Genomic DNA, 18,726 nt, shown 5'->3' with positions numbered 1-18,726 from the left:
TAGACGGAGGTTGGCCGATGTACCGACAGGGCGACGTTCTGATCGTGCCCGTTGCCGAGGAGTCCGTGCCACGCGGGTTGCGCCCCGAGCAGCGCGACGCGCGGGGGCGGCTGGTGCTGGCGGAGGGCGAGGCGACGGGACACTGCCACGCGATTCCCGGTCCGGGGACGCTGTTCCCCGGTTTCCTTCACCTGCCCGAGGGCGGCCGGCTCGTCCACGAGGAGCACGATGCGATCTCGCTGCCCAAGGGGTGGTTCCGGGTGATCCGCCAGCGGGAGTACGTGCCCGGCGCGTTCCGGATGGTGGCCGACTGATGGAGACGCTGACCTGGCGGGACGTGGCCTTCGCGACCCACGGGCCGGACACCTCGGTCATGGGCGCGGGCGGTGAGCGGGATCTCACCGGACATCGCGGCGAGGCCGAGGCGGGGGTGCGGCTGGCCTACCGCGACGCGGGGCTGCCCGAGCCCGAGGTGATCGTCTGGCTGGCCTCACCCGCCGCCGGTGCGATCGCGGTGGTACGGCTCACGGGCACCGCCGAGGCCCGCGCGGCCGTGAAGGACATCGGTTTCGGGCGACTCGGCGCGCTCGACGGCATCGACGGTCTTGAGCCGGGACGGTCGGTCAGGCACGAGGTCCGGACCCTGCCCTGGGAGCGGGCCCGGGCCGAGGCGAGCGCGGCCCTCGGCCCCGCGGGCTGGGCACGGCACTGGGCGGAGACGGGCGGCAGGTTGTGGCGGCCGGTGGACCGCCTGGTCGGCGACGTGCGACGGGCCATCGCCGATCTCGGTGGTGAGGTGCCGCGCCGGGCGACGCTGGACGCGGTGCTCGGCCAGCACGACGCCCCCTGGCTGTCGGCGTTCGACGGCATGGCCGGGCTCAAGCTGGTCGCGCGGAACGCGGGCTGGTGGTGGCCCTTCGAGCGTGTCGCGATCATGACCGACCGTCCCGTGGAGCTGCACGTGGACGGCCTCGGGCGGCTGCATCGGGCCGACGGCCCGGCGATGTCCTACGCGGACGGCTTCGCCCTGCACGCGTGGCGGGGCATGCCCGTCCCCGCCGGATTCGGCGCGGCCATGGCCGCGCTCACCCCCGAGCGGATCCGCGCGGAGGACAACGCCGAGCTGCGACGGGTCATGCTGGAGCATTTCGGTTTCGAACGCTATCTCGCCGAGTCCGGGGCCCGGCCGCGGCATTCCGACGAGACCGGCGTGCTGTGGCGGATCGACCTGCCCGGCGACGAACCGATCGTGATGGTGGAGGTGGTCAACTCGACGCCCGAGCCCGACGGCACACGGCGCACCTACTTCCTGCGCGTGCCGCCGTGGGTGTCCAGGGCACGCGAAGGGGTCGCGTGGACCTTCGGGGTGACCGAGGACGACTACCGGCCGGAGCGGGAGACCTGAGGCCAGGCGGCGGGAACGCGTTCCAGCACGCCTCCCGCGAAGACGTCGTACAGGCCGAGCGGTTCCAGATGGACGTATCCGATGTGACAGTCGCAGGCGGCCGCAGGACAGGGGCGCGGCCGCAGCGACCGCCGGTACGACCCGTCGTAGAGATTGCCCAGCACCCGCGGGATGAAATGGCAGCGCCTGACCTCGCCGTCGCCGTCCACCGAGATCACGGTCTCGCCCGTGCGGCACGGCAGCCCGGCGCTGCGATGCGGGAGGCGGCTGTAACCGAACAGCGGGTCGATGGCGGTCCATTCGGCCGCCTCGGCGTCGCTGTAGATCCGGCCCTCCTGCGCGTTGACCCACAGATAGGTCTCGGCCGGCAGGTCGTCGCGCAGCCTGCGCGCGTGCGCCAGGTGGGCCGGATCGCCGACGATGCCGACGCTGTGCCGTACGGGCAGGGAACGGACCCTGGCGAGAAACCGCTCGTAGGGAACCTGGGTGGGATGGTAGGTCACCCACAGCGCGGCCCGGTCTGAGGCGTCGGCGAGCCAGCCGGTGCGGCAGCTCAGGTTCGTCTGGATGGCGACCCTCCGGACGTTGCCGGACCAGGACAGCCGCACCAGCGCCTCCCGGTACCAGGACCGCACCAGCCCTTCTCCCCAGGGGGTGAACAGCACCGAGATCTCGGTGTCCTGGGCCATGACCCAGGAGGTGAACCGTTCGAGGGCGGCCCGGTCGGCGCGCAGCTGCTCCGGGGTGTCCCTGCGCTTGGCGAACGGGCAGTAGCCGCAGTCGTAGTCGCAGCTCGCCAGCGGCCCGCGGTAGAGGATCGTCAGCATGCCGCGTATCCGTCCATCAGCCGCCTGACCTCGGCGGAGAACAGCGCCGGCCCGATCGCGTCGGAGTTGGCCAGCCCGTCCGCGGTCAGCCGCAGCCTCTGGTCGTCCACCGTGAGCCGGTCGCCGAAACGGTCCAGGGCGAAGTCCTCGAGCACGTCGACGCCGAAGCGGGCGCGGTAGAGGTCGCGGGCCAGCCCGTCGGCCTGCAGCAGCGACTGGATGAGATGCCGCCGCTTGCGCTCCTCGAGGTTCAGGGCGAAGCCCACGTGGGCGACGTCGAAGTCGTCCCGCCGCACATAGTCGTCGATGATCCCCCTGACGTGGCGGACGCCGACCGCGTATTCGAAGGAGTAGTGCAGCGTGCTCGTGTAGGACCTGGCCCCGCAGCCGAGACCGACCATGCCGTCGGTCTGGCAGCAGTAGTCGGTGGTCGCGCCGGAGCCGGGCAGCCGGAACATCCGCATGGAGACCTGTTCGTATCCCGAGCCGAGCAGGTGGTCGCGACCCTGGCGGTAGAGCTCCATGCGCTGGTCGTCCCAGGCGCGGCCCCGCTTGCCCAGACCGGTGAGCGGCCGGACGTACAGCGGGTAGAGGTACACCTCCTCCGGCTTCCACGTCAGGGCGGTGTCCAGGGAGAAACGCCACGAGTCGGGCGTCTGCCCGTCGATCCCGTAGATCAGGTCGATGTTGAGCGTCGGGATGCCCGCGGCGCGGATCGCGTCGAGGGCCGCGTCGACCTCGGCGCGCTTCTGCGGTCGCACGGCCGCGCGTGCCTCGGCGTCGACGAAGCTCTGCACGCCGATCGAGACCCGGCTCACGCCCCGTTCCGCCAGCACCGCGAGGCGGTCGCGGGTGGCGGTGGCCGGGGAGGTCTCCACGGAGAGCGGGACGGCGCCCAGGTCCACGCCCATCGCGCGCTCGGTCAGGTCGAACAGGCGGGTCAGCTCGCGGGCGTCCAGGTAGGTGGGGGTGCCGCCGCCGAAGGCCGCCGTGGTGAAACGCGGCCCGGTCGTACTCCGCTCATCGAGGGCGTCCCGTACGGCTCGCGCCTGCCGTTCCACCGCGTCGAGGTAGGCGCCGACCAGATCCTGCGGCGCCCCCGTGCGGGTGAACAGGTTGCAGAACCCGCAGCGCATCTCGCAGAACGGGATGTGGACGTACAACGCGGCGGCGTGCTCCCCGGCCCAGACGTCACGCAGGGCGGGACGCGGATCGAGCGGGCGGTAGGCCGTCTTGTGCGGGTAGGCGTAGACGTAGCCCCCGTAGGGGCTCTCATAGGCCTGCATGCTGCTCCAGGATGAACTCGGCGTAGGGCACCGTCCAGACGACCTCGTGGCCGATCCGATGGCCGACATGCCCGTCCTCTCCGTACGCGGTGCCGTGGTCGGAGCAGACGATGACGAGACAGGGCCGGCGCATCAGCGCGTACAACCTGCCGATGTGCCGATCGACGTACTCGAGCGCGGCGGCATGGGTGTGCGGGCCGTCCTCTGCGGCTCCCGGCAGGTAGAAGTGGTTGGGCTGGTGCAGCGCCGACACGTTGACGAACAGGAAGACCGGCCGGTCCCGCTCCCGTCCGGCCAGCACGGCCTCGGCGCGGTCGATCTGCCGCTCAAGGGAGCCGGGGTTCGTCACACCGAACTCCGGTGCCCAGTGGCTCTCGGCGAACAGAGCGGGCAGGGCCGAGCCCAGCGGGGTCAGCTTGTTGAAGAACCCCACCCCGCCGATGCAGACCGTGTGGTAGCCCGCCCGGGCGAGCCCGGTCGGCAGGTCGGCCGCGTCGAACACCCACGTGCCGGGTGCGGTCGTCTCGCTGCCGGGGAACGTCGCGGCGAACAGCCGCGGATGCGGCCCCGGCGTGACCGGTGTGGGGAGGAATCCGGCGAACATCGCCGCATGGGCGGCGTAGGTGAAGCTTCCGGGGCTGTGCCGTCTCTCCCACCTCCTGCCGTCGGGCAGCAGGCCCGGCAGCCGCCCGGCGTCGGCCAGTTCGGCCGCGATGTCGTACCGGAGGGTGTCGAGCGTGACCAGGAGGATGTCATGGGTGCCCACGACGTCGTTCATGTCGATCGAGGATCGCTTCGACCTGCTCGGCATAGGTGTCCCTGCCTCCTCCCGCGAGATCGCCCAGGTTCGGCAGGAGATCGCCGAACGCGTTCACCTCGGCCACGGCCACCGACCGCCGGTCGGCGCCCACCATGACGTCGACGCCGACACTCAGGCTTCCCGGAAAGCACGCGGCGGCCGCCTCGGCCGTGTCGAGCACCCGCCGCCACAGGCCGGCCTGGGAACGGACGGCGTCGAGATCGCCTCGGGCGCCCCCGAGGTGCAGGTTGGTGATCGGCGTCCGGCTGGTGCGGACGACCGCGTGGGTGGGGATCCCGGCGACGGCGACGACCCGCAGGTCGAACGTCCGGCCGCCCAGCGAGGCCTTGGGGAACCACCGCTCGACGTGCAGCCCGTCCGGGGCGAGCGTCTCGACCAGCGCCTTCACGTCGCCCTCGTCCTCGTAGGAGCGGACCCGCAGCGAGTTGCACAGCACCCCGTCGAACCAGGCCGCCGACGTCACCGCCTTGACCCGCTCCCCGTTCGACTGGAAGGCGATCACCCCGGCCGCCGACGAGCCGTGGGCGGGCTTGACGAACACCCTGGCCCAGCCCCGCTCGGCCATCCGCTCGCGCAGTTCGCCGTACGACCCGGCCCGGAAGGCGGGCGGCACCGGCAGCCCGGCCGCGGCGAGCCGGGCGTGGCAGCGCCGCTTGTCGAACATCACCGCGATCTCCTCGACGTCCCCCAGCGACCGGACGCCGGGAACGGCGGCCACCCGGCGCAGGCCCGCCACGAACGCGGCGTACCAGGCGGCTCCCCCGGCGACCCGGGTGGGGTCTCCGGGTCCGCGCAGCAGCGCGTCGATCTCCGCGTCCTCACCCGGCGACTCGATCCGCAGGAGCGTTCCCGCCGGCGTGCTCACCTCGCCGCCGGTCAGCACGTCGCGCCAGGAGATCACCTGCGGTTCGGCCAGCCCGCAGGCGACCACGGCGTCGCGGAACAGCCCGACGCGCCGATCGCCGGGCACTCCGACGACGGCCAGGCGCGGCGGCGTCACTCGCTCACCGCCACATACCTCTCATAGAGGGGCTGCCGGTCGGACAGGTCCACGTCCACGTCCGGAAGGGCGGCCGTGATCCGGTCCATCACCGGCTCGCCGAGGTAATGGTGGTGCAGGTCGAGCCGGCACAGGTGGGTGAGCGGCTGCCCGGTGAGCAGGGACTCGGCCCCGGCGTCGGTCAGCTCGCCCATGGCCAGGCTGAGCTCCTCCAGCCGCGCCACCACGGGCGCGGCGGCGACGGCCGCGGCGATCTCGTCCTGTGCCGGGCTGTCGCGCAGACCGAGCCGCCTGAGCGCCGGCAGCCGGTCGCCCGACAGGATCGGCTCCAGATCGGCCACGGTGGCGTCACCGCCGTAGTCCTCGACGCCGAGCCACAGCTCCAGATGCTCCAGAGCCGGAAGATCGCAGGCCCCGACGCCCCGCACCACCGCACCGGGCAGCCCGCCGCACTCGAACCGCAGCACCCGCAGGTGCTCGTGCCGTACGGGCCGCAGGGCCAGCCCATCGGAGCCGCGGAGGTCCAGCCGCTCCAGCCGGGGGAACGCCTCGAGCAGCGGGGTGACGTCCGTCTGCCGGATCCAGGAGATCTCGTACCCCTCCAGGCTGATGGATCCCAGGAAGACCGACCGGAGGCGGGGCAGCCGGTGGGCGTTGGCCACGAGGCCCTCCGCGTCGACCCCGTCTCCGGCGCAGACGATCGACTCGACCCGCTCCTCGCCGACGGTGTCGAGCAGCGCGGTGAGCTCCTCCTCGAACGTCGTCGCGTCCGATCCGGCGTCGGACCCCGCCCGGCCGTACAGGAGCCACGCGACCCCGGTGGGATCGCTCACGTTCACGCTCTCGCTGAGCTCCACCACCGGCCTGCCGTCGAAATACTGCTGATCGTTCCAGACGTCGTTGTAGAGGTAGGTGTCCTCGTTGACGAAGGTCATGCCGGGATCGGGCGCGTCCATCTGGTCTTTCCCCGGCCCGTCGTGTCCGGCTCCGGTCATCACTCGCTCACCGCCACGTACCGCCAGTCCCCGTCGGCCTTCTCCTGATCGGACAGGTCGACCTCGACACCACGGAGGGCCGCCGCCACCCGCGCCGCCATCGCGTCGCTCAGGAAGTGGTGGTGCAGGTCGAGCCGGCGCAGGTGCGTCAGGGGCTGACCCCCGAGCAGCGCCTCGGCCCCGACGTCGGTGAGCACCCCCATGGACAGGCTGAGGGACTCCAGCCGGGCGACGACCGGCGCGGCGGCGACGGCCGCGGCGACCTCGTCCTGGATCTCACTGTCCTGCAGGCCCAGATGGCGCAGCGCGGGCAGGCGCTCACCGGTCAGGATCGGCTCGAGGTCGGCGACGGTGGCGTCACCGCCGTAGTTCCCGACCCCCAGCCACAGCTCCAGGTGCTCCAGCACCGGGAAGTCGCAGCCGCCCACCGCGCGTACCACGGCGCCCGGAAGGCCACCGGTCTCGATGCGCAGCACCCGCAGCGACTCGTGCCGTATGGGGCGCAGCGCGAGACCCGTGCCGCCCCGCACCTCGAGACGCTCCAACCGGGGGAACGCCTCGAGCAGCGGGGTGATGTCCGACTGCTGGATCCAGGAGATCTCCGCCTGCTCCGCGGTGATCGCGCCGAAGAAGAGCGAGCGCAGCTCGGGGAACCTCTCCGCGTGGTCGGCGAGCGTTTCGACGATGTGCGCCGAGGAGGTTTCGTAGCATTCCTCCCACTCGCCGATCACCAGCGCCCTGACACGGCCGACGTCGACGCGTTCCAGCAGCTCACCGAAGGCCTCGGCGAAGCTCTCGTGATCGTCGCCGAACTCGCTTGCGCTGAGATACCACGCCGCCGCACCCGGCTCGGGAAGCTCCTCGTCCTCCTCGAACGGCCCACGGCCCACGGGCAGCCCGGCGTAGCGGTCGCTGTAGGAGTGCTTGTACCCGTGGAACCTGTCGTACGGGACCGGGGTGTAGGGGAACATGGCGGACATCCTCGGCTGGGGAACCTGACGCGCACTGTCCTACCAGACCCCGCCGACATTCCGATCGGCCCCGCTCGTCAGGGTTCGCGGTCGTGGGCGGCCTCGGATGCGGGATCGGGTCCGCCCATCGGGGTGCGGTGCTCGTACGGGGTGCTCAGCACGACCGTGGTCCGCGTGCTGACGTTGGCGGAAGCGCGGATCTGCTGGAGCAGCTCCTCCAACGCGAACGGCGAGGCGACGCGGACCTTCAGGATGTAGCTCTCGTCCCCGGCCACGCTGTGACACGCCTCGATGGCGGTGAGATGGCTCAGCCGCTCGGGGGCGTCGTCGGGCGCGGCCGGGTCGATCGGTTTGATCGAGACGAACGCGGTCAGCGGCAGGCCGATCTCGTCGTGGTCCACCAGCGCCGCGTATCCGCGGATGACCCCGCGTTTCTCCAGCCTGCGCACCCGCTGGTGGACGGCCGACACCGACAGTCCGGTCTCCTTGGCCAGGTCGGTGAAACTCATCCGGCCGTCCCTTGCCAGCAATGTCACGATTCGGCGATCGATCTCCTCCACGTCTGAAACGGTAGCGCCGTCCCGGTGTGCCCGTGTGCGTGATGTCCTCAGAATGAGACGGTTCAGAGGTAGTGACCGGGAGACTGCACCCGCTCCTCCGGCCGGCCCTCCTCCCGTTCCGGGGCGACCAGCGCGTGCGGCTCGACGCCGGGCGCCGGGGCGCCTTCCTCCTCCTCCGACACCGTGAACGCCAGGTCGCCGTCCCGCACTCCGACGTGGACCCGCTGCCCGGGCTTGAGCGTGCCGTCGAGAAGCAGCCGGGAGAGCGTGTTGTCGATCTTTCGCTGGAGCGTACGGCGCAGCGGCCGCGCCCCGAACTCCGGCTGGTATCCCTGCCGCGCCAGCCAGTCGACCGCGGCGCCGTCCACGTCGAGGACGACGTCCTGGGCGTGCAGCCGCCGCCTGCTCTCCTCCAGCAGCAGCCCCGTGATCTGCCTGAGCTGCTCGGCGTCGATGCCGTGGAAGACGATCGTCTCGTCGATCCGGTTGAGGAACTCGGGCCGGAACGCCCGCTGCAGCAGCCGCATGAGCTGGCCGCGCAGCCCGGCCGCCGCCTCCCCGGGATGCGCCATGATCAGCTCGGCGCCGAGGTTCGACGTCATGATCAGCACGGTGTTCTTGAAGTCGACCGTACGGCCCTGCGCGTCGGTGAGCCGGCCGTCGTCCATCACCTGCAGCAGCAGGTTGAACACGTCGGGGTGCGCCTTCTCGATCTCGTCGAGGAGGACCACCGAGTACGGCCGCCGCCGTACCGCCTCGGTGAGCTGGCCCGCCTCCTCGTAGCCCACGTAGCCGGGCGGCGCGCCGACGAGCCGGGAGACGGTGTGCCGCTCCTGGAACTCGCTCATGTCGAACCGGATCATCCGGTCCTGGTCGCCGAACAGCGCCTCGGCCAGCGCTCGGGCCAGCTCCGTCTTGCCGACGCCGGTCGGGCCGAGGAAGAGGAACGAGCCGATCGGCCGGTTGGGGTCGCCGAGGCCGGCGCGCGACCGCCGCACCGCCTCCGCCACCGCCTCGACCGCCTCGTCCTGGCCGATGACCCGCTGGTGCAGGTGCTCCTCCAGGGCGAGCAGGCGGTCCTTCTCCTCCTGGGTGAGCTGCGCGACGGGAATGCCGGTCGCCCGTGAGACGATCTCGGCGATGTCGGCCGCCGTCACCTCCGGCACGCCGCGACGGCCGCCCCTGGTCTCCTCGATCCGCCGTCCGAGCTCGGCGATCTCGTCCCGCAGCTCGGTGGCGCGCTCGTAGTCCTCTGAGGCGACGGCCTGCTCCTTGTCGCGCCGCCGCTGTTCCAGCCGCTCCTCCAGCTCGCGGGTGTCGGACGGGGTGGTCCTGGTCCGCAGCGCGACACGCGCCCCCGCCTGGTCCATCAGGTCGATCGCCTTGTCGGGCAGGAACCGCCCCGTCAGGTAGCGGTCCGACAGCTCGGCCGCCGCGATGAGCGCCTCGTCGCCGAACCGCACCTGGTGATGCGCCTCGTACCGGTCGCGCAGCCCGCGCAGGATCTCGATCGTGTCCGCGACGCTCGGCTCCGGCACGAGGACCGGCTGGAAGCGCCGCTCCAGCGCCGCGTCCTTCTCGACGTAGCGCCGGTACTCGTCCAGCGTGGTGGCGCCCACCACGTGCAGCTCGCCCCGGGCCAGCGCCGGTTTGAGCATGTTCGAGGCGTCGATCGCGCCCTCGGCGCCGCCCGCGCCGACGACCGTGTGCATCTCGTCGAGGAACACGATCAGCTCGTCGCCGTGGTCGCGGATCTCGTCGATGACCTTCTTCAGCCGCTCCTCGAACTCGCCGCGGAACTTGGTGCCGGCGACCATCCCGGCGAGGTCGATCTGCACCACCCGCTTGCCGCGCAGCGTCTCCGGCACCTCCCCGCCGACCACCCGCTGAGCCAGCCCCTCGACGACCGCGGTCTTGCCGACGCCGGGCTCGCCCAGCAGCACCGGGTTGTTCTTGGTACGCCGCGACAGCACCTCGATCGTCTGGGCGATCTCGTCGTCCCGGCCGATCACCGGGTCCATCCTGCCCTCCCTGGCCAGCTCGGTCAGGTCCCTGCCGTACTGGTCGAGCGTCGGGGTGGTGCTGGGCGACCGCCGGATCGGCGCCGCCTCCGCCGGGCCGGCCGCCGCGTCGGTGCCCAGCGCCTGCGGCGAGATCCGCCGCAGCAGCCGCCCGGCTATGGAGTCGGGGTTGGCCGACAGCGCCAAGACGATGTGGTCGGGGCCGATGTAGGAGTGCCCGGTGGCCCTGGCGATCCGCCGCGCGTCCAGCAGCGCCCGCTTCGCCGCCGGGGCCAGCGGCATCGGCCCCTGCCGCGACTCGTGCCGCTCGGCCAGCTCGGCCACGTTGCCGGCCAGTTCCTCCGGATCGGCCCCGGCCTGTTCCAGCAGCCGCCGTGTCGAGTCGACCCGGGTGGCGGCCCACAGCAGGTGCTCCGTGTCGAGATAGGCCGCACCCCACTCAGCGGCCTTGGCCGCCGCGACCCGGAGCAGCTCGATCGCGTCCTCACTGAGCAATCGCCCGATGTCGACCGGCCGACCGGGTCCGGGGGTCCCACCGGGCTGCCCCCCGAAGAACCGGGTGATCAACTCGTCCAACGGGCTGAAACCGTACGGCCAGAACTCGCTGCTCGTCATGTCGTCCCCCAGCGGCGTAGTCAGGTGTCGGTCAAACCTCCGCCTACCCGTGGCCGCCTGACGTAACCGGCGCGCTCCCCTCTTCGGGGCCGGGATGCGATGCTGTGTGCTGTTGCTTGATCGCCGATCGGCCGACCACGCGAATGGAGAGAAGCGCATGATTTCACTCGAGGCCCTGGCGGAGAAGGCGATCCGCCTGGAGCCGCCCACCCGCGACGAGGCGCGTGCCGTGCTGGCCACGCCGGACGACGACATCCTGGACGTGGTCGCCGCCGCCTTCCGGGTGCGCCGCCACTTCTTCGGCCGGCGGGTCAAGCTCAACTACCTGGTCAACCTGAAGAGCGGGCTCTGCCCGGAGGACTGCTCCTACTGCTCCCAGCGGCTCGGTTCCAAGGCCGACGTGCTCAAGTACACCTGGCTGAGCACCGACGAGGCGGTCGCGAGCGCCGCCACCGGCATCGCGGGCGGCGCCAGGCGGGTCTGCCTGGTCGCCAGCGGCCGCGGCCCGACCGACCGGGACGTCGACAGGGTCGCCCGGAGCATCTCCGCGATCAAGGCCGATCACCCCGATGTCGAGGTGTGCGCCTGCCTGGGGCTGCTCTCCGACGGCCAGGCGGACCGGCTGTGCGACGCCGGCGCCGACGCCTACAACCACAACCTCAACACCTCCGACGCCACCTACGCCGACATCTGCAGCACGCATACGTACGCCGATCGGGTGCAGACCGTGGACCTGGCCAAGAAGGCGGGGCTGTCCCCCTGCTCCGGCCTCATCGCGGGCATGGGGGAGAGCGACCAGGACCTGGTCGACGTCGCGTTCGCGCTGCGTGAGCTGGCGCCCGACTCGATCCCCGTGAACTTCCTCATCCCGTTCGAGGGCACGCCGCTGGGCGGGGAGTGGCATCTGACTCCGCAGCGCTGCCTGCGGATCCTCGCCATGGTCCGCTTCGTCTGCCCGGACGCCGAGATCAGGATCGGCGGCGGACGGGAGATCCATCTGCGGAGCATGCAGTCGCTGGCGCTCCACGTGGCGAACTCGATCTTCCTGGGCGACTACCTCACCAGCGAGGGGCAGCCGGGCCAGGACGACCTCCAGCTGATCCGCGACGCGGGCTTCGTCGTCGAGGGCGCGGCACCCGACGATCCGCACGAGGGACACGGGGACGCCCACCACGATCTCGTACGGCCCCGCAGGCGCGGCGCGGGCACCGGCGAGGCCGCCAACGCCTGAACGTCCGGCGGCCCGGCCGGCACCCCATCGGGCGCGGCCGGGCCGCCGAATCGTCTTCCGGGACCGATCTAGACGACGACGAGGTCGCGGGTGGTGTTGTTCAGCCGCTCGCCGGCGGTCTCGCCGCAGATGAGGATGTCCTCGATCCGGGCGCCGTGCTCGCCCGGCAGGTAGATGCCCGGCTCGACGGAGAACGCGAAGCCCGGCTCCATCGGCTCGGTGTTGCCGCTGACGATGTACGGCTCCTCGTGGGTCTCCAGACCGATGCCGTGGCCGGTGCGGTGCACGAAGCGGTCGCCGTACCCCGCCTCGGCGATCACCTCGCGGGCGGCGGCGTCCACCGACTCGCAGGTCACCCCGGGCCGTACGTGCGCACAGGCCGCCTCCTGGGCGTTCTTGAGCACCTCGTAGTAGGCCGCGAACTCCGCGGGGGGCTCGCCGATGCAGTAGACCCGGGTGGAGTCGGAGCAGTAGCCGCTCGGCATGGTCCCGCCGATGTCGACCACGACGGGCTCGCCGGGCTGGATCACCCGGTCGGACAGTTCGTGGTGCGGGCTCGCGCCGTTCGGTCCGGAGCCGACGATCACGAAGTCGACCCGGGCGTGCCCCGCGTCGATGATCGCCTCGGCGATGTCCCGGCCCACCTCGCGCTCGGTCCTGCCGGCCTTCAGCAGGCCCGGGACCAGGCCGTGGACCGCGTCGATGGCCGCCCCGGCCTCCGCCAGCGCGGCCTTCTCCGCCGGGGTCTTGCGCATGCGCAGCTCGCGCAGCACGCTCCCGGCGAGCACCTGCTCCGCCCCCGGCATGACGGCGCGGAACCGCAGCGACTGCATCGCCCACATGCGGTCGGCGAGGCCGACCCGCTCGACGGCGCCCAGCCGGCGGGCGACCGCTTCGTACGGATCGTCTGTCTCGTCCCAGGCCACGAACTCGATGCCGAGCCGCGCGGCCGGCGAGTGCTCGGCGGCCGGCAGCTCCAGACGCGGGACCATCAGGAACGGCTCCCCGGCGGCGGGCACGGCGAGGCAGGTCAGCCGCTCCAGGGGCATCGCGTCGTAGCCGGTCACATAGCGCAGATCGGGTCCCGGAGTCAGCAGCAGGGCGCCGAGGCCGGCCCGGTCGGTGGCCGCACGGACCTCGGCGAGGCGGGTCACCGGATAAAGCTCAGAGGACGTCGTTGTCACAAGGCCCAATGTAGTGCCCCTCCCGCCGATCTCCGCCCCTGCGCTCGCCGCCGTCGGGCGACACGCGGCGGCGTCGGCGGGCTGGGGTTTATTCCACCCCATAGAAGAAATCCCATCCCGGCGGCACCCTCTGCTGCTACGCTCCGCGCTAGAACGATCACGTTTCGTTCTGCCCGGTCCCCGTATCCGCGAGCATGCTGAGAGCGAGTTTCATGGTCGGCCTAGTGGACGGCGCACAGCCGTCCCTCCCCCCCACCGACGACCCCGAGCAGGAGTCGTCACGGCAACTGCAGAGTGTCCGAGCACGGGCAGCGGAGTGGGCCCACACGGCGGCGGGCCTGCGCGACTCGATCCTGCCGGGACCGGTGGGCTCGAACGACCTCCCCTACACGAGCATCGCGGCCCGCTCGGTCCCGGCCCGCTCGGTCCCGGCCGGCGAGGCGACCGGCCTCGGGGGCGACTGGTACGAGGCGGTCCGGCTGCCGGACGGCCGGCTGTTCCTGGCCGTCGGCGACGTGTCCGGCCACGGCGAGCCCGCGATCGACAAGATGACCCGGCTGCGGCGCGCACTGCTCGGGCTGAGCATGTCCGGGGCCTCCCCCGGCCTGCTGCTCGCCCGGCTCAACACCCTCGTCCTCGACGGCTTCGCCGACACGACGGCCACCGTGGTCTGCGGCCACTTCGACCCGGCCACCCGGCTGCTCTCCTGGGCGCAGGCCGGCCACCCCGCCCCCATCCTGGTGCGGCGGGGTTCCGCCCGGCAGCTCGCGGCCCCGGCCGGGGTCGTGCTCGGTGCGACGGCGAACCCGCCGTACGGCATGGCGGAGGTCCGGCTCGCGCCCGGCGACCTGCTGCTGATGTTCACCGACGGCCTGGTGGAGCGGCGGGACCGTGACATCGGCGAAGGGGTGTCGCTCGCCCTGCGCGGCGCGGAGGAGATCACCGGCGAGGAGATCACCGGCGCCGAACGCTCCGGCGCCGACCGGGAAACGGTCACGGCCGCGGAATCCGGCGCGGACTTCGACGCGCGGCTCGACCGGTTCGTCACCTCGATCGGCGGGCCCGATCCCGAGGACGACGTGTGCCTGCTGGCGGTACGGGTGACGGGGTGAGGGCTCCGGCCCACATGTGACCCGGCGCGGATCGCCGGGCGAGCAGGTCAGAATGGGCTGGTGCGAGGACTAGATGTACACGAGCTCTCCTCTGACCCGGGGCGGCCCGAGGTGGAACGGCCATGACGCGTTCACGGATTGAGATGCTCGATGGCTTGCCTCCCGTTGAGGATTACCTTCGGCTCCGCGAGGCGGTCGGCTGGAGCACATGCGGCTTTCAGGTCGCCGAGCAAGCTCTCGCAGCGAGTTTGCTCGGTGTATACGCCACCAAGGATGGGGAGATCGTCGGAGCCGGGAGGATCATAGGCGACGGTGTGATGTATGCCTATGTGCAGGACCTCATGATCCATCCACATCACCAAGGCGCAGGTATAGGAAGTCGGCTGCTGGATCGCCTTCGCCGATCATTGACGACGTCAGGGTATGGGCGCACCCTTCTGTTGGTTGCCTCTGACGAGGTCAGAGGTTTCTACGAGAAGCACTGTTTCAACGTCATGAACGACCGAGTTCTTTCCGCGAAGAGCCTGATCCAATAGCCATGTGACGAATCGGACGCCACACGTCCCGTGCAGTAGAAGTCGGAAATCTCGCAAGAAAATGCGTACAGTCGGGCGGGCTGCGGCGGCGTGCCCGGAAGGGTGCTGCAGCGGTACGGTCGCGGTCTCTTCCTTCCCCCATGGCCAGAGCCGCCACAGGGGCCTGCTGCTCGCACGAGGTCTGAAAGACCGACGGAAGCGGCTCGCGGCGCCGAGAGACCAAGGACAAGTCCCCTGTTGTCGTACGGGTCAGCCATGATGGACCCATGACCCGCCCCGAGAAGTGTCTCCTACTCGACACCCCGTCGCTCTACTTCCGCGCGTTCTACGGCGTGCCCGAGTCGGTGACCGCTCCGGACGGCATGCCGGTGAACGCGGTGCGGGGGCTCATCGACATGATCGCAACGCTGCTCCGGGACCACTCCCCCACGCGGCTCGCGGCGTGCATGGACGCCGACTGGCGACCCGCGTTCCGGGTGGCCGCGATCCCGTCGTACAAGGCCCACCGGGTGGCGACCGACGACGGCGCGGAGACCGTGCCCGACGCCCTCGCCCCGCAGGTGCCCGTGATCGAGCAGGTCCTGGACGCCCTCGGCATCGCCCGTGTCGGCGTTCCCGGCTACGAGGCCGACGACGTGATCGGCACGCTGGCGGCCCGGGCGACCGGCGCCGTGGACATCGTCACCGGCGATCGGGACCTGTTCCAACTCGTCGACGACGCGAAACCCTGCCGGGCCCTTTACACAGTAAGGGGCATTCGTAACCTTCAGGTGGTTGATGAGGCATTTATCAGCCAGAAGTACGGAATTCCGGGCCGGGCGTATGCGGACTTCGCCACCCTGCGCGGCGACGCGAGCGACGGCCTGCCCGGGGTGGCCGGAATCGGCGAGAAGACGGCCGCGGCCCTGATCACCCGGTTCGGCTCGCTGGCCGCCATGCTGGCCGCGCTCGACGCCGGCACCACCGACGGCTTCACCGGCGGCGCACGCAACAAGCTCGCGGCGGCCCGCGACTATCTGGAGGTCGCCCCGACCGTGGTCTGGGTGGCGCGGGACGCCCCGCTCCCCGAGCTGGACCTGACCCGCCCGGCCAAGCCGCGCGATCCGGAACGCCTGATCGCCCTGTCCGAGCGGTACGGCCTCGACAGCCCGCTGAACCGCCTGCTCGCCGCCCTGGGTTGAACCGTGCCGTTGGAACCCCGTGCCGTTGAAACCCTCTGCCGTTGAAACCCCGTGCCGTCGGAACCCCTGCCGTCGGAGCCCTCTGCCGTTGAACCGGACCGCTGAACCCGGCGGTTGAGCTCTGCCGTTGGCGGGCCGCTGAGCCGTGCCGCCGGTCCGGCCGCTGAACCGGTCGCCCGGACCGGCGGCCCTGCTCGAACGGCGGGCTCAGGCCACCGAGGAGTAGGCGACGACGCCCCGGCGCATGGCCTCGATCGCCTTGGCCGCGTTGTCCCCCACCTTGGCCCCGCGGGGCGCGGCGTCCTTGAGCTGGCCGAGCAGGTCGAGCAGCTGCTTGACCCAGCGCACGAAGTCGCCCGCCGCGAGATCGCAGTCGGTGAGCACGGCGTCCAGGCTGTGGCCCCTGGCCCAGCGGAAGGCCGCCCAGGCGAATCCGAGATCGGGCTCGCGGACGAACGACAGACCGTGATCTCGCTCGATCTCCTCCAGCTCGCCCCAGAGCCGGACCATCTCGGCGAGCGCCTCACGTGCCGCCCCGCCGGGGATCTTCGGGCTGCGCGTGTCGTCCGACTGCCGTGACTCGTACACCAGCGACGACACGCACGCGGCCAGCTCGGCCGGGTCGAGCCCCTCCCACACACCCGCGCGCAGGCATTCCGAGGTGAGCAGGTCGAGCTCGGTGTAGATCTTGGCCAGGCGCCGGCCATGCGCGGTGACCGTCTCGCCGTCCAGATAGCCGAGCTGGTCGAGCACGCCGCAGACCCGGTCGAAGGTCCGGGCGATCACATGGGAGCGGCTGTCGACCCGGCGGCGCAGCCCCTCGGTCTCCCGGAGCAGCTTGTGGTAACGCTCGGCCCAGCGTGCGTGGTCCTCGCGCTCGTCGCAGCCGTGGCAGGGATGCCGGCGCAGCTCCCGCCGCAGCCGGGTCACCTCCTCGTCCTCCACGGCGTGGTCGCGTGCCCGTTCCGGCTTGCCGAGATCACGGTCGCCGATCTTGGCGTGCATGGTGGAGACGAGATCGGCCCGCTCCTTCGGTGAGCGCGCGTTGAAGCCCTTCGGGATCCTGATCTTCTCCAGGGGCTCGACCGGCACCGGGAAGTCCGCCGCCGACAGCCGCTTGACCTGCTTGCCGATGGTCAGGACGAGCGGCGAGGGGCCGTCGCCGCGCCCGTTCGCCGGGTTCACCCCGGGGTCGAGCACGACCGCCAGGCCCGCGCGGCGGCCGCCGGGCACGCGGATGACGTCGCCCGGCCGCAGCACCTCCAGGGACCGTACGGCCTGGGCCCGGCGGGCCGCCCCGCGCTGGCGCGACAGCTCGGCCTCCCGGTCCGACAGCCGCCGGCGCATCGCCGCGTACTCCTGGAAGTCCCCCAGGTGGCAGGTCATGGCCTCGGCGTAGCCCTCGAGCGCCTCCTCGGCCTTGCGCAGCTGCCGGGCCAGCCCGACGACGGCCCGGTCGGCCTGGAACTGGGCGAAGGAGTCCTCCAGCAGCGTCCTGGCGCGGTCGCGGCCGACCTGGCCGACCAGGTTGACGGCCATGTTGTACGACGGCTGGAAGCTCGAGCGCAGCGGATAGGTCCGGGTGCCGGCGAGGCCGGCGACGCTGAGCGGATCCATGCCCGGCTGCCAGATCACCACGGCATGGCCCTCGACGTCGATGCCACGCCGCCCGGCTCGGCCGGTGAGCTGGGTGTACTCCCCCGGGGTGAGGTCGGCGTGGGTCTCGCCGTTCCACTTGTCGAGCTTCTCGATCACGACCGACCTGGCCGGCATGTTGATGCCGAGCGCCAGCGTCTCGGTGGCGAACACCGCCTTGACCAGGCCCCTGGTGAACAGCTCCTCCACGACCTCCTTGAAGGCCGGGAGCATGCCCGCGTGATGGGCCGCCAGGCCGCGCTCCAGGCAGTCGCGCCACTCCAGGTAGCCGAGGACGGCGAGGTCCTCGTCGGGCAGGTGCGCGGTGCGCTCGTCGACGACGTGGCGGATCTCCATCCGCTCCCGGTCGGTGGTCAGGCGCAGCCCGGCGTAGTTGCACTGCATCACCGCCGCGTCGCAGCCCGCGCGGGAGAAGATGAAGGTGATCGCGGGCAGCAGCCCCTCGGCGTCGAGCTTCTCGATCACGTCCACCCGGTTGGGCGTGATCGCCCGCCCCGGCCTCGAGTAGCCCCGCCTGCCGCGTGTCTGCGCCAGCCGGGCCTCGTCCCTGGTGATCCGCATCAGCGCCGGGTTGACCCGCTGGGTGTCGTCGCCCTCGTAGACGAACAGGTCGTACAGCCGCTTGCCGACCAGCATGTGCTGCCACAGCGGGACCGGCCGGTGCTCGTCGACGATCACGGTGGTGTCGCCGCGTACCTCGCCGAGCCACTCGCCGAACTCCTCGGCGTTGCTGACCGTCGCGGACAGGGCGACCACGCGGACCGACTCGGGCAGGTGGATGATCACCTCTTCCCAGACGGCCCCGCGGAACCGGTCGGCCAGGTAGTGCACCTCGTCCATCACGACGTACGCGAGCCCGGCCAGCGTGGGCGACCCCGCGTACAGCATGTTGCGCAGCACCTCGGTGGTCATGACCACGATCGGCGCCTCGCCGTTGACGCTGTTGTCGCCGGTCAGCAGGCCCACCCTGGCGGCGCCGTACCGGCGGACCAGGTCGTTGTACTTCTGGTTGGAAAGCGCCTTGATCGGCGTGGTGTAGAAGCACTTGCTGCCGCGCTGGACGGCGAGGTGGACGGCGAACTCCCCGACGACGGTCTTGCCCGATCCCGTCGGCGCCGCCACCAGCACACCGTCGCCCGCCTCAAGTGCCCGGCAGGCGTCGAGCTGGAACTCGTCGAGCTCGAAGTCGTACAGACCACGGAACGAGGTGAGAGCGGGCCCGGATTCGACCTGCTGCTGACGGAATGCGGCGTAGCGTTCCGCAGGCGTACTCATATCGCCAACCCTACCGATAACCGGATTCCGGGCCGTCCGCCCGACCGGATC

Annotated in this window: 16 protein-coding genes; 6 read left to right on the top strand and 10 right to left on the bottom strand. The window is 71.5% G+C overall.

Going from position 1 to position 18,726, the window contains the following annotated elements; translation table 11 throughout:
- Both AP234_RS32020 and AP234_RS32015 read left to right on the top strand, forming a co-directional pair.
- A partial coding sequence (locus AP234_RS32020) for a hypothetical protein (RefSeq protein ID WP_235558504.1) occupies positions 1-314 on the top strand: 314 nt, incomplete at its 5' end.
- The gene (locus tag AP234_RS32015) at positions 314-1,405 is read left to right on the top strand and encodes a DUF6745 domain-containing protein (RefSeq protein ID WP_235558502.1); all 1,092 of its coding nucleotides are present in this window, start codon (positions 314-316) and stop codon (positions 1,403-1,405) included. The genes AP234_RS32020 and AP234_RS32015, both read left to right, overlap by 1 nt.
- On the opposite strand, the gene AP234_RS32010 is transcribed toward AP234_RS32015, so the two are convergent.
- The 8 genes from AP234_RS32010 to AP234_RS31975 form a co-directional block, all read right to left on the bottom strand.
- Positions 1,381-2,232, bottom strand: coding sequence for an STM4011 family radical SAM protein (locus AP234_RS32010; protein WP_055483493.1), 852 nt, complete (start codon positions 2,230-2,232; stop codon positions 1,381-1,383). The two genes, AP234_RS32015 and AP234_RS32010, sit on opposite strands and share 25 nt — an antisense overlap.
- Complete coding sequence (locus AP234_RS32005; protein ID WP_055483492.1) at positions 2,226-3,518, bottom strand: STM4012 family radical SAM protein; 1,293 nt, start codon at positions 3,516-3,518, stop codon at positions 2,226-2,228. Before AP234_RS32005 ends, AP234_RS32010 begins: the two co-directional genes overlap by 7 nt.
- Positions 3,505-4,296 carry an STM4013/SEN3800 family hydrolase gene (locus AP234_RS32000; RefSeq protein ID WP_083502614.1) on the bottom strand — a complete coding sequence of 264 codons (792 nt, stop codon included), beginning with the start codon at positions 4,294-4,296 and terminating at the stop codon, positions 3,505-3,507. Before AP234_RS32000 ends, AP234_RS32005 begins: the two co-directional genes overlap by 14 nt.
- Complete coding sequence (locus tag AP234_RS31995; protein WP_152990736.1) at positions 4,271-5,338, bottom strand: STM4014 family protein; 1,068 nt, start codon at positions 5,336-5,338, stop codon at positions 4,271-4,273. The genes AP234_RS32000 and AP234_RS31995 overlap by 26 nt, the downstream gene beginning before the upstream one ends.
- Positions 5,335-6,333: an STM4015 family protein gene (locus AP234_RS31990; RefSeq protein ID WP_235558499.1), complete on the bottom strand. Its 999-nt coding sequence runs from the start codon at positions 6,331-6,333 to the stop codon at positions 5,335-5,337. The genes AP234_RS31995 and AP234_RS31990 overlap by 4 nt, the downstream gene beginning before the upstream one ends.
- Complete coding sequence (locus AP234_RS31985) at positions 6,333-7,304, bottom strand: STM4015 family protein (protein WP_200926810.1); 972 nt, start codon at positions 7,302-7,304, stop codon at positions 6,333-6,335. The genes AP234_RS31990 and AP234_RS31985 overlap by 1 nt, the downstream gene beginning before the upstream one ends.
- Positions 7,305-7,381: 77 nt before the next feature.
- Entirely contained in the window at positions 7,382-7,864 is a 483-nt protein-coding gene (locus AP234_RS31980; protein WP_152990735.1) for an Lrp/AsnC family transcriptional regulator, read from the bottom strand.
- A gap of 62 nt (positions 7,865-7,926) precedes the next feature.
- Positions 7,927-10,500 (bottom strand): ATP-dependent Clp protease ATP-binding subunit, encoded by a 2,574-nt coding sequence (locus tag AP234_RS31975; protein ID WP_063843171.1) that lies wholly within the window; start codon positions 10,498-10,500, stop codon positions 7,927-7,929.
- A 157-nt stretch (positions 10,501-10,657) separates the two neighbouring features.
- Between AP234_RS31975 and bioB the strand changes: the two genes are divergently transcribed.
- Entirely contained in the window at positions 10,658-11,731 is a 1,074-nt protein-coding gene (gene bioB, locus AP234_RS31970; protein ID WP_055483491.1) for a biotin synthase BioB, read from the top strand.
- A gap of 68 nt (positions 11,732-11,799) precedes the next feature.
- Here bioB and AP234_RS31965 read toward each other — a convergent pair whose 3' ends face one another.
- The gene (locus AP234_RS31965; RefSeq protein ID WP_055483490.1) at positions 11,800-12,915 is read right to left on the bottom strand and encodes a M24 family metallopeptidase; all 1,116 of its coding nucleotides are present in this window, start codon (positions 12,913-12,915) and stop codon (positions 11,800-11,802) included.
- Between the two features lie 212 nt (positions 12,916-13,127).
- Here AP234_RS31965 and AP234_RS31960 point away from each other — a divergent pair, with 212 nt between their 5' ends.
- The 3 genes from AP234_RS31960 to AP234_RS31950 all read left to right on the top strand — a co-directional run bounded on the left by AP234_RS31960 (position 13,128) and on the right by AP234_RS31950 (position 15,744).
- A complete protein-coding gene (locus AP234_RS31960; protein WP_055483489.1) occupies positions 13,128-14,027 on the top strand; it encodes a PP2C family protein-serine/threonine phosphatase in 900 nt (299 codons plus the stop codon).
- Between the two features lie 122 nt (positions 14,028-14,149).
- Positions 14,150-14,563 carry a GNAT family N-acetyltransferase gene (locus AP234_RS31955; protein ID WP_055483488.1) on the top strand — a complete coding sequence of 138 codons (414 nt, stop codon included), beginning with the start codon at positions 14,150-14,152 and terminating at the stop codon, positions 14,561-14,563.
- A 266-nt stretch (positions 14,564-14,829) separates the two neighbouring features.
- On the top strand, positions 14,830-15,744 hold the full coding sequence (locus tag AP234_RS31950; RefSeq protein WP_055483487.1) for a 5'-3' exonuclease H3TH domain-containing protein: 915 nt from the start codon (positions 14,830-14,832) through the stop codon (positions 15,742-15,744).
- 207 nt (positions 15,745-15,951) lie between these two features.
- On the opposite strand, the gene AP234_RS31945 is transcribed toward AP234_RS31950, so the two are convergent.
- Positions 15,952-18,675, bottom strand: a complete 2,724-nt coding sequence (locus AP234_RS31945) for a DEAD/DEAH box helicase (protein ID WP_055483486.1) — start codon at positions 18,673-18,675, stop codon at positions 15,952-15,954.
- Positions 18,676-18,726 lie beyond the last annotated feature (51 nt).

It is taken from the genome of Sphaerimonospora mesophila, from assembly GCF_001417795.1.
In the GTDB taxonomy this organism is placed as follows: domain Bacteria; phylum Actinomycetota; class Actinomycetes; order Streptosporangiales; family Streptosporangiaceae; genus Sphaerimonospora; species Sphaerimonospora mesophila.
This window is presented reverse-complemented; position numbering and strand designations above follow the sequence as displayed.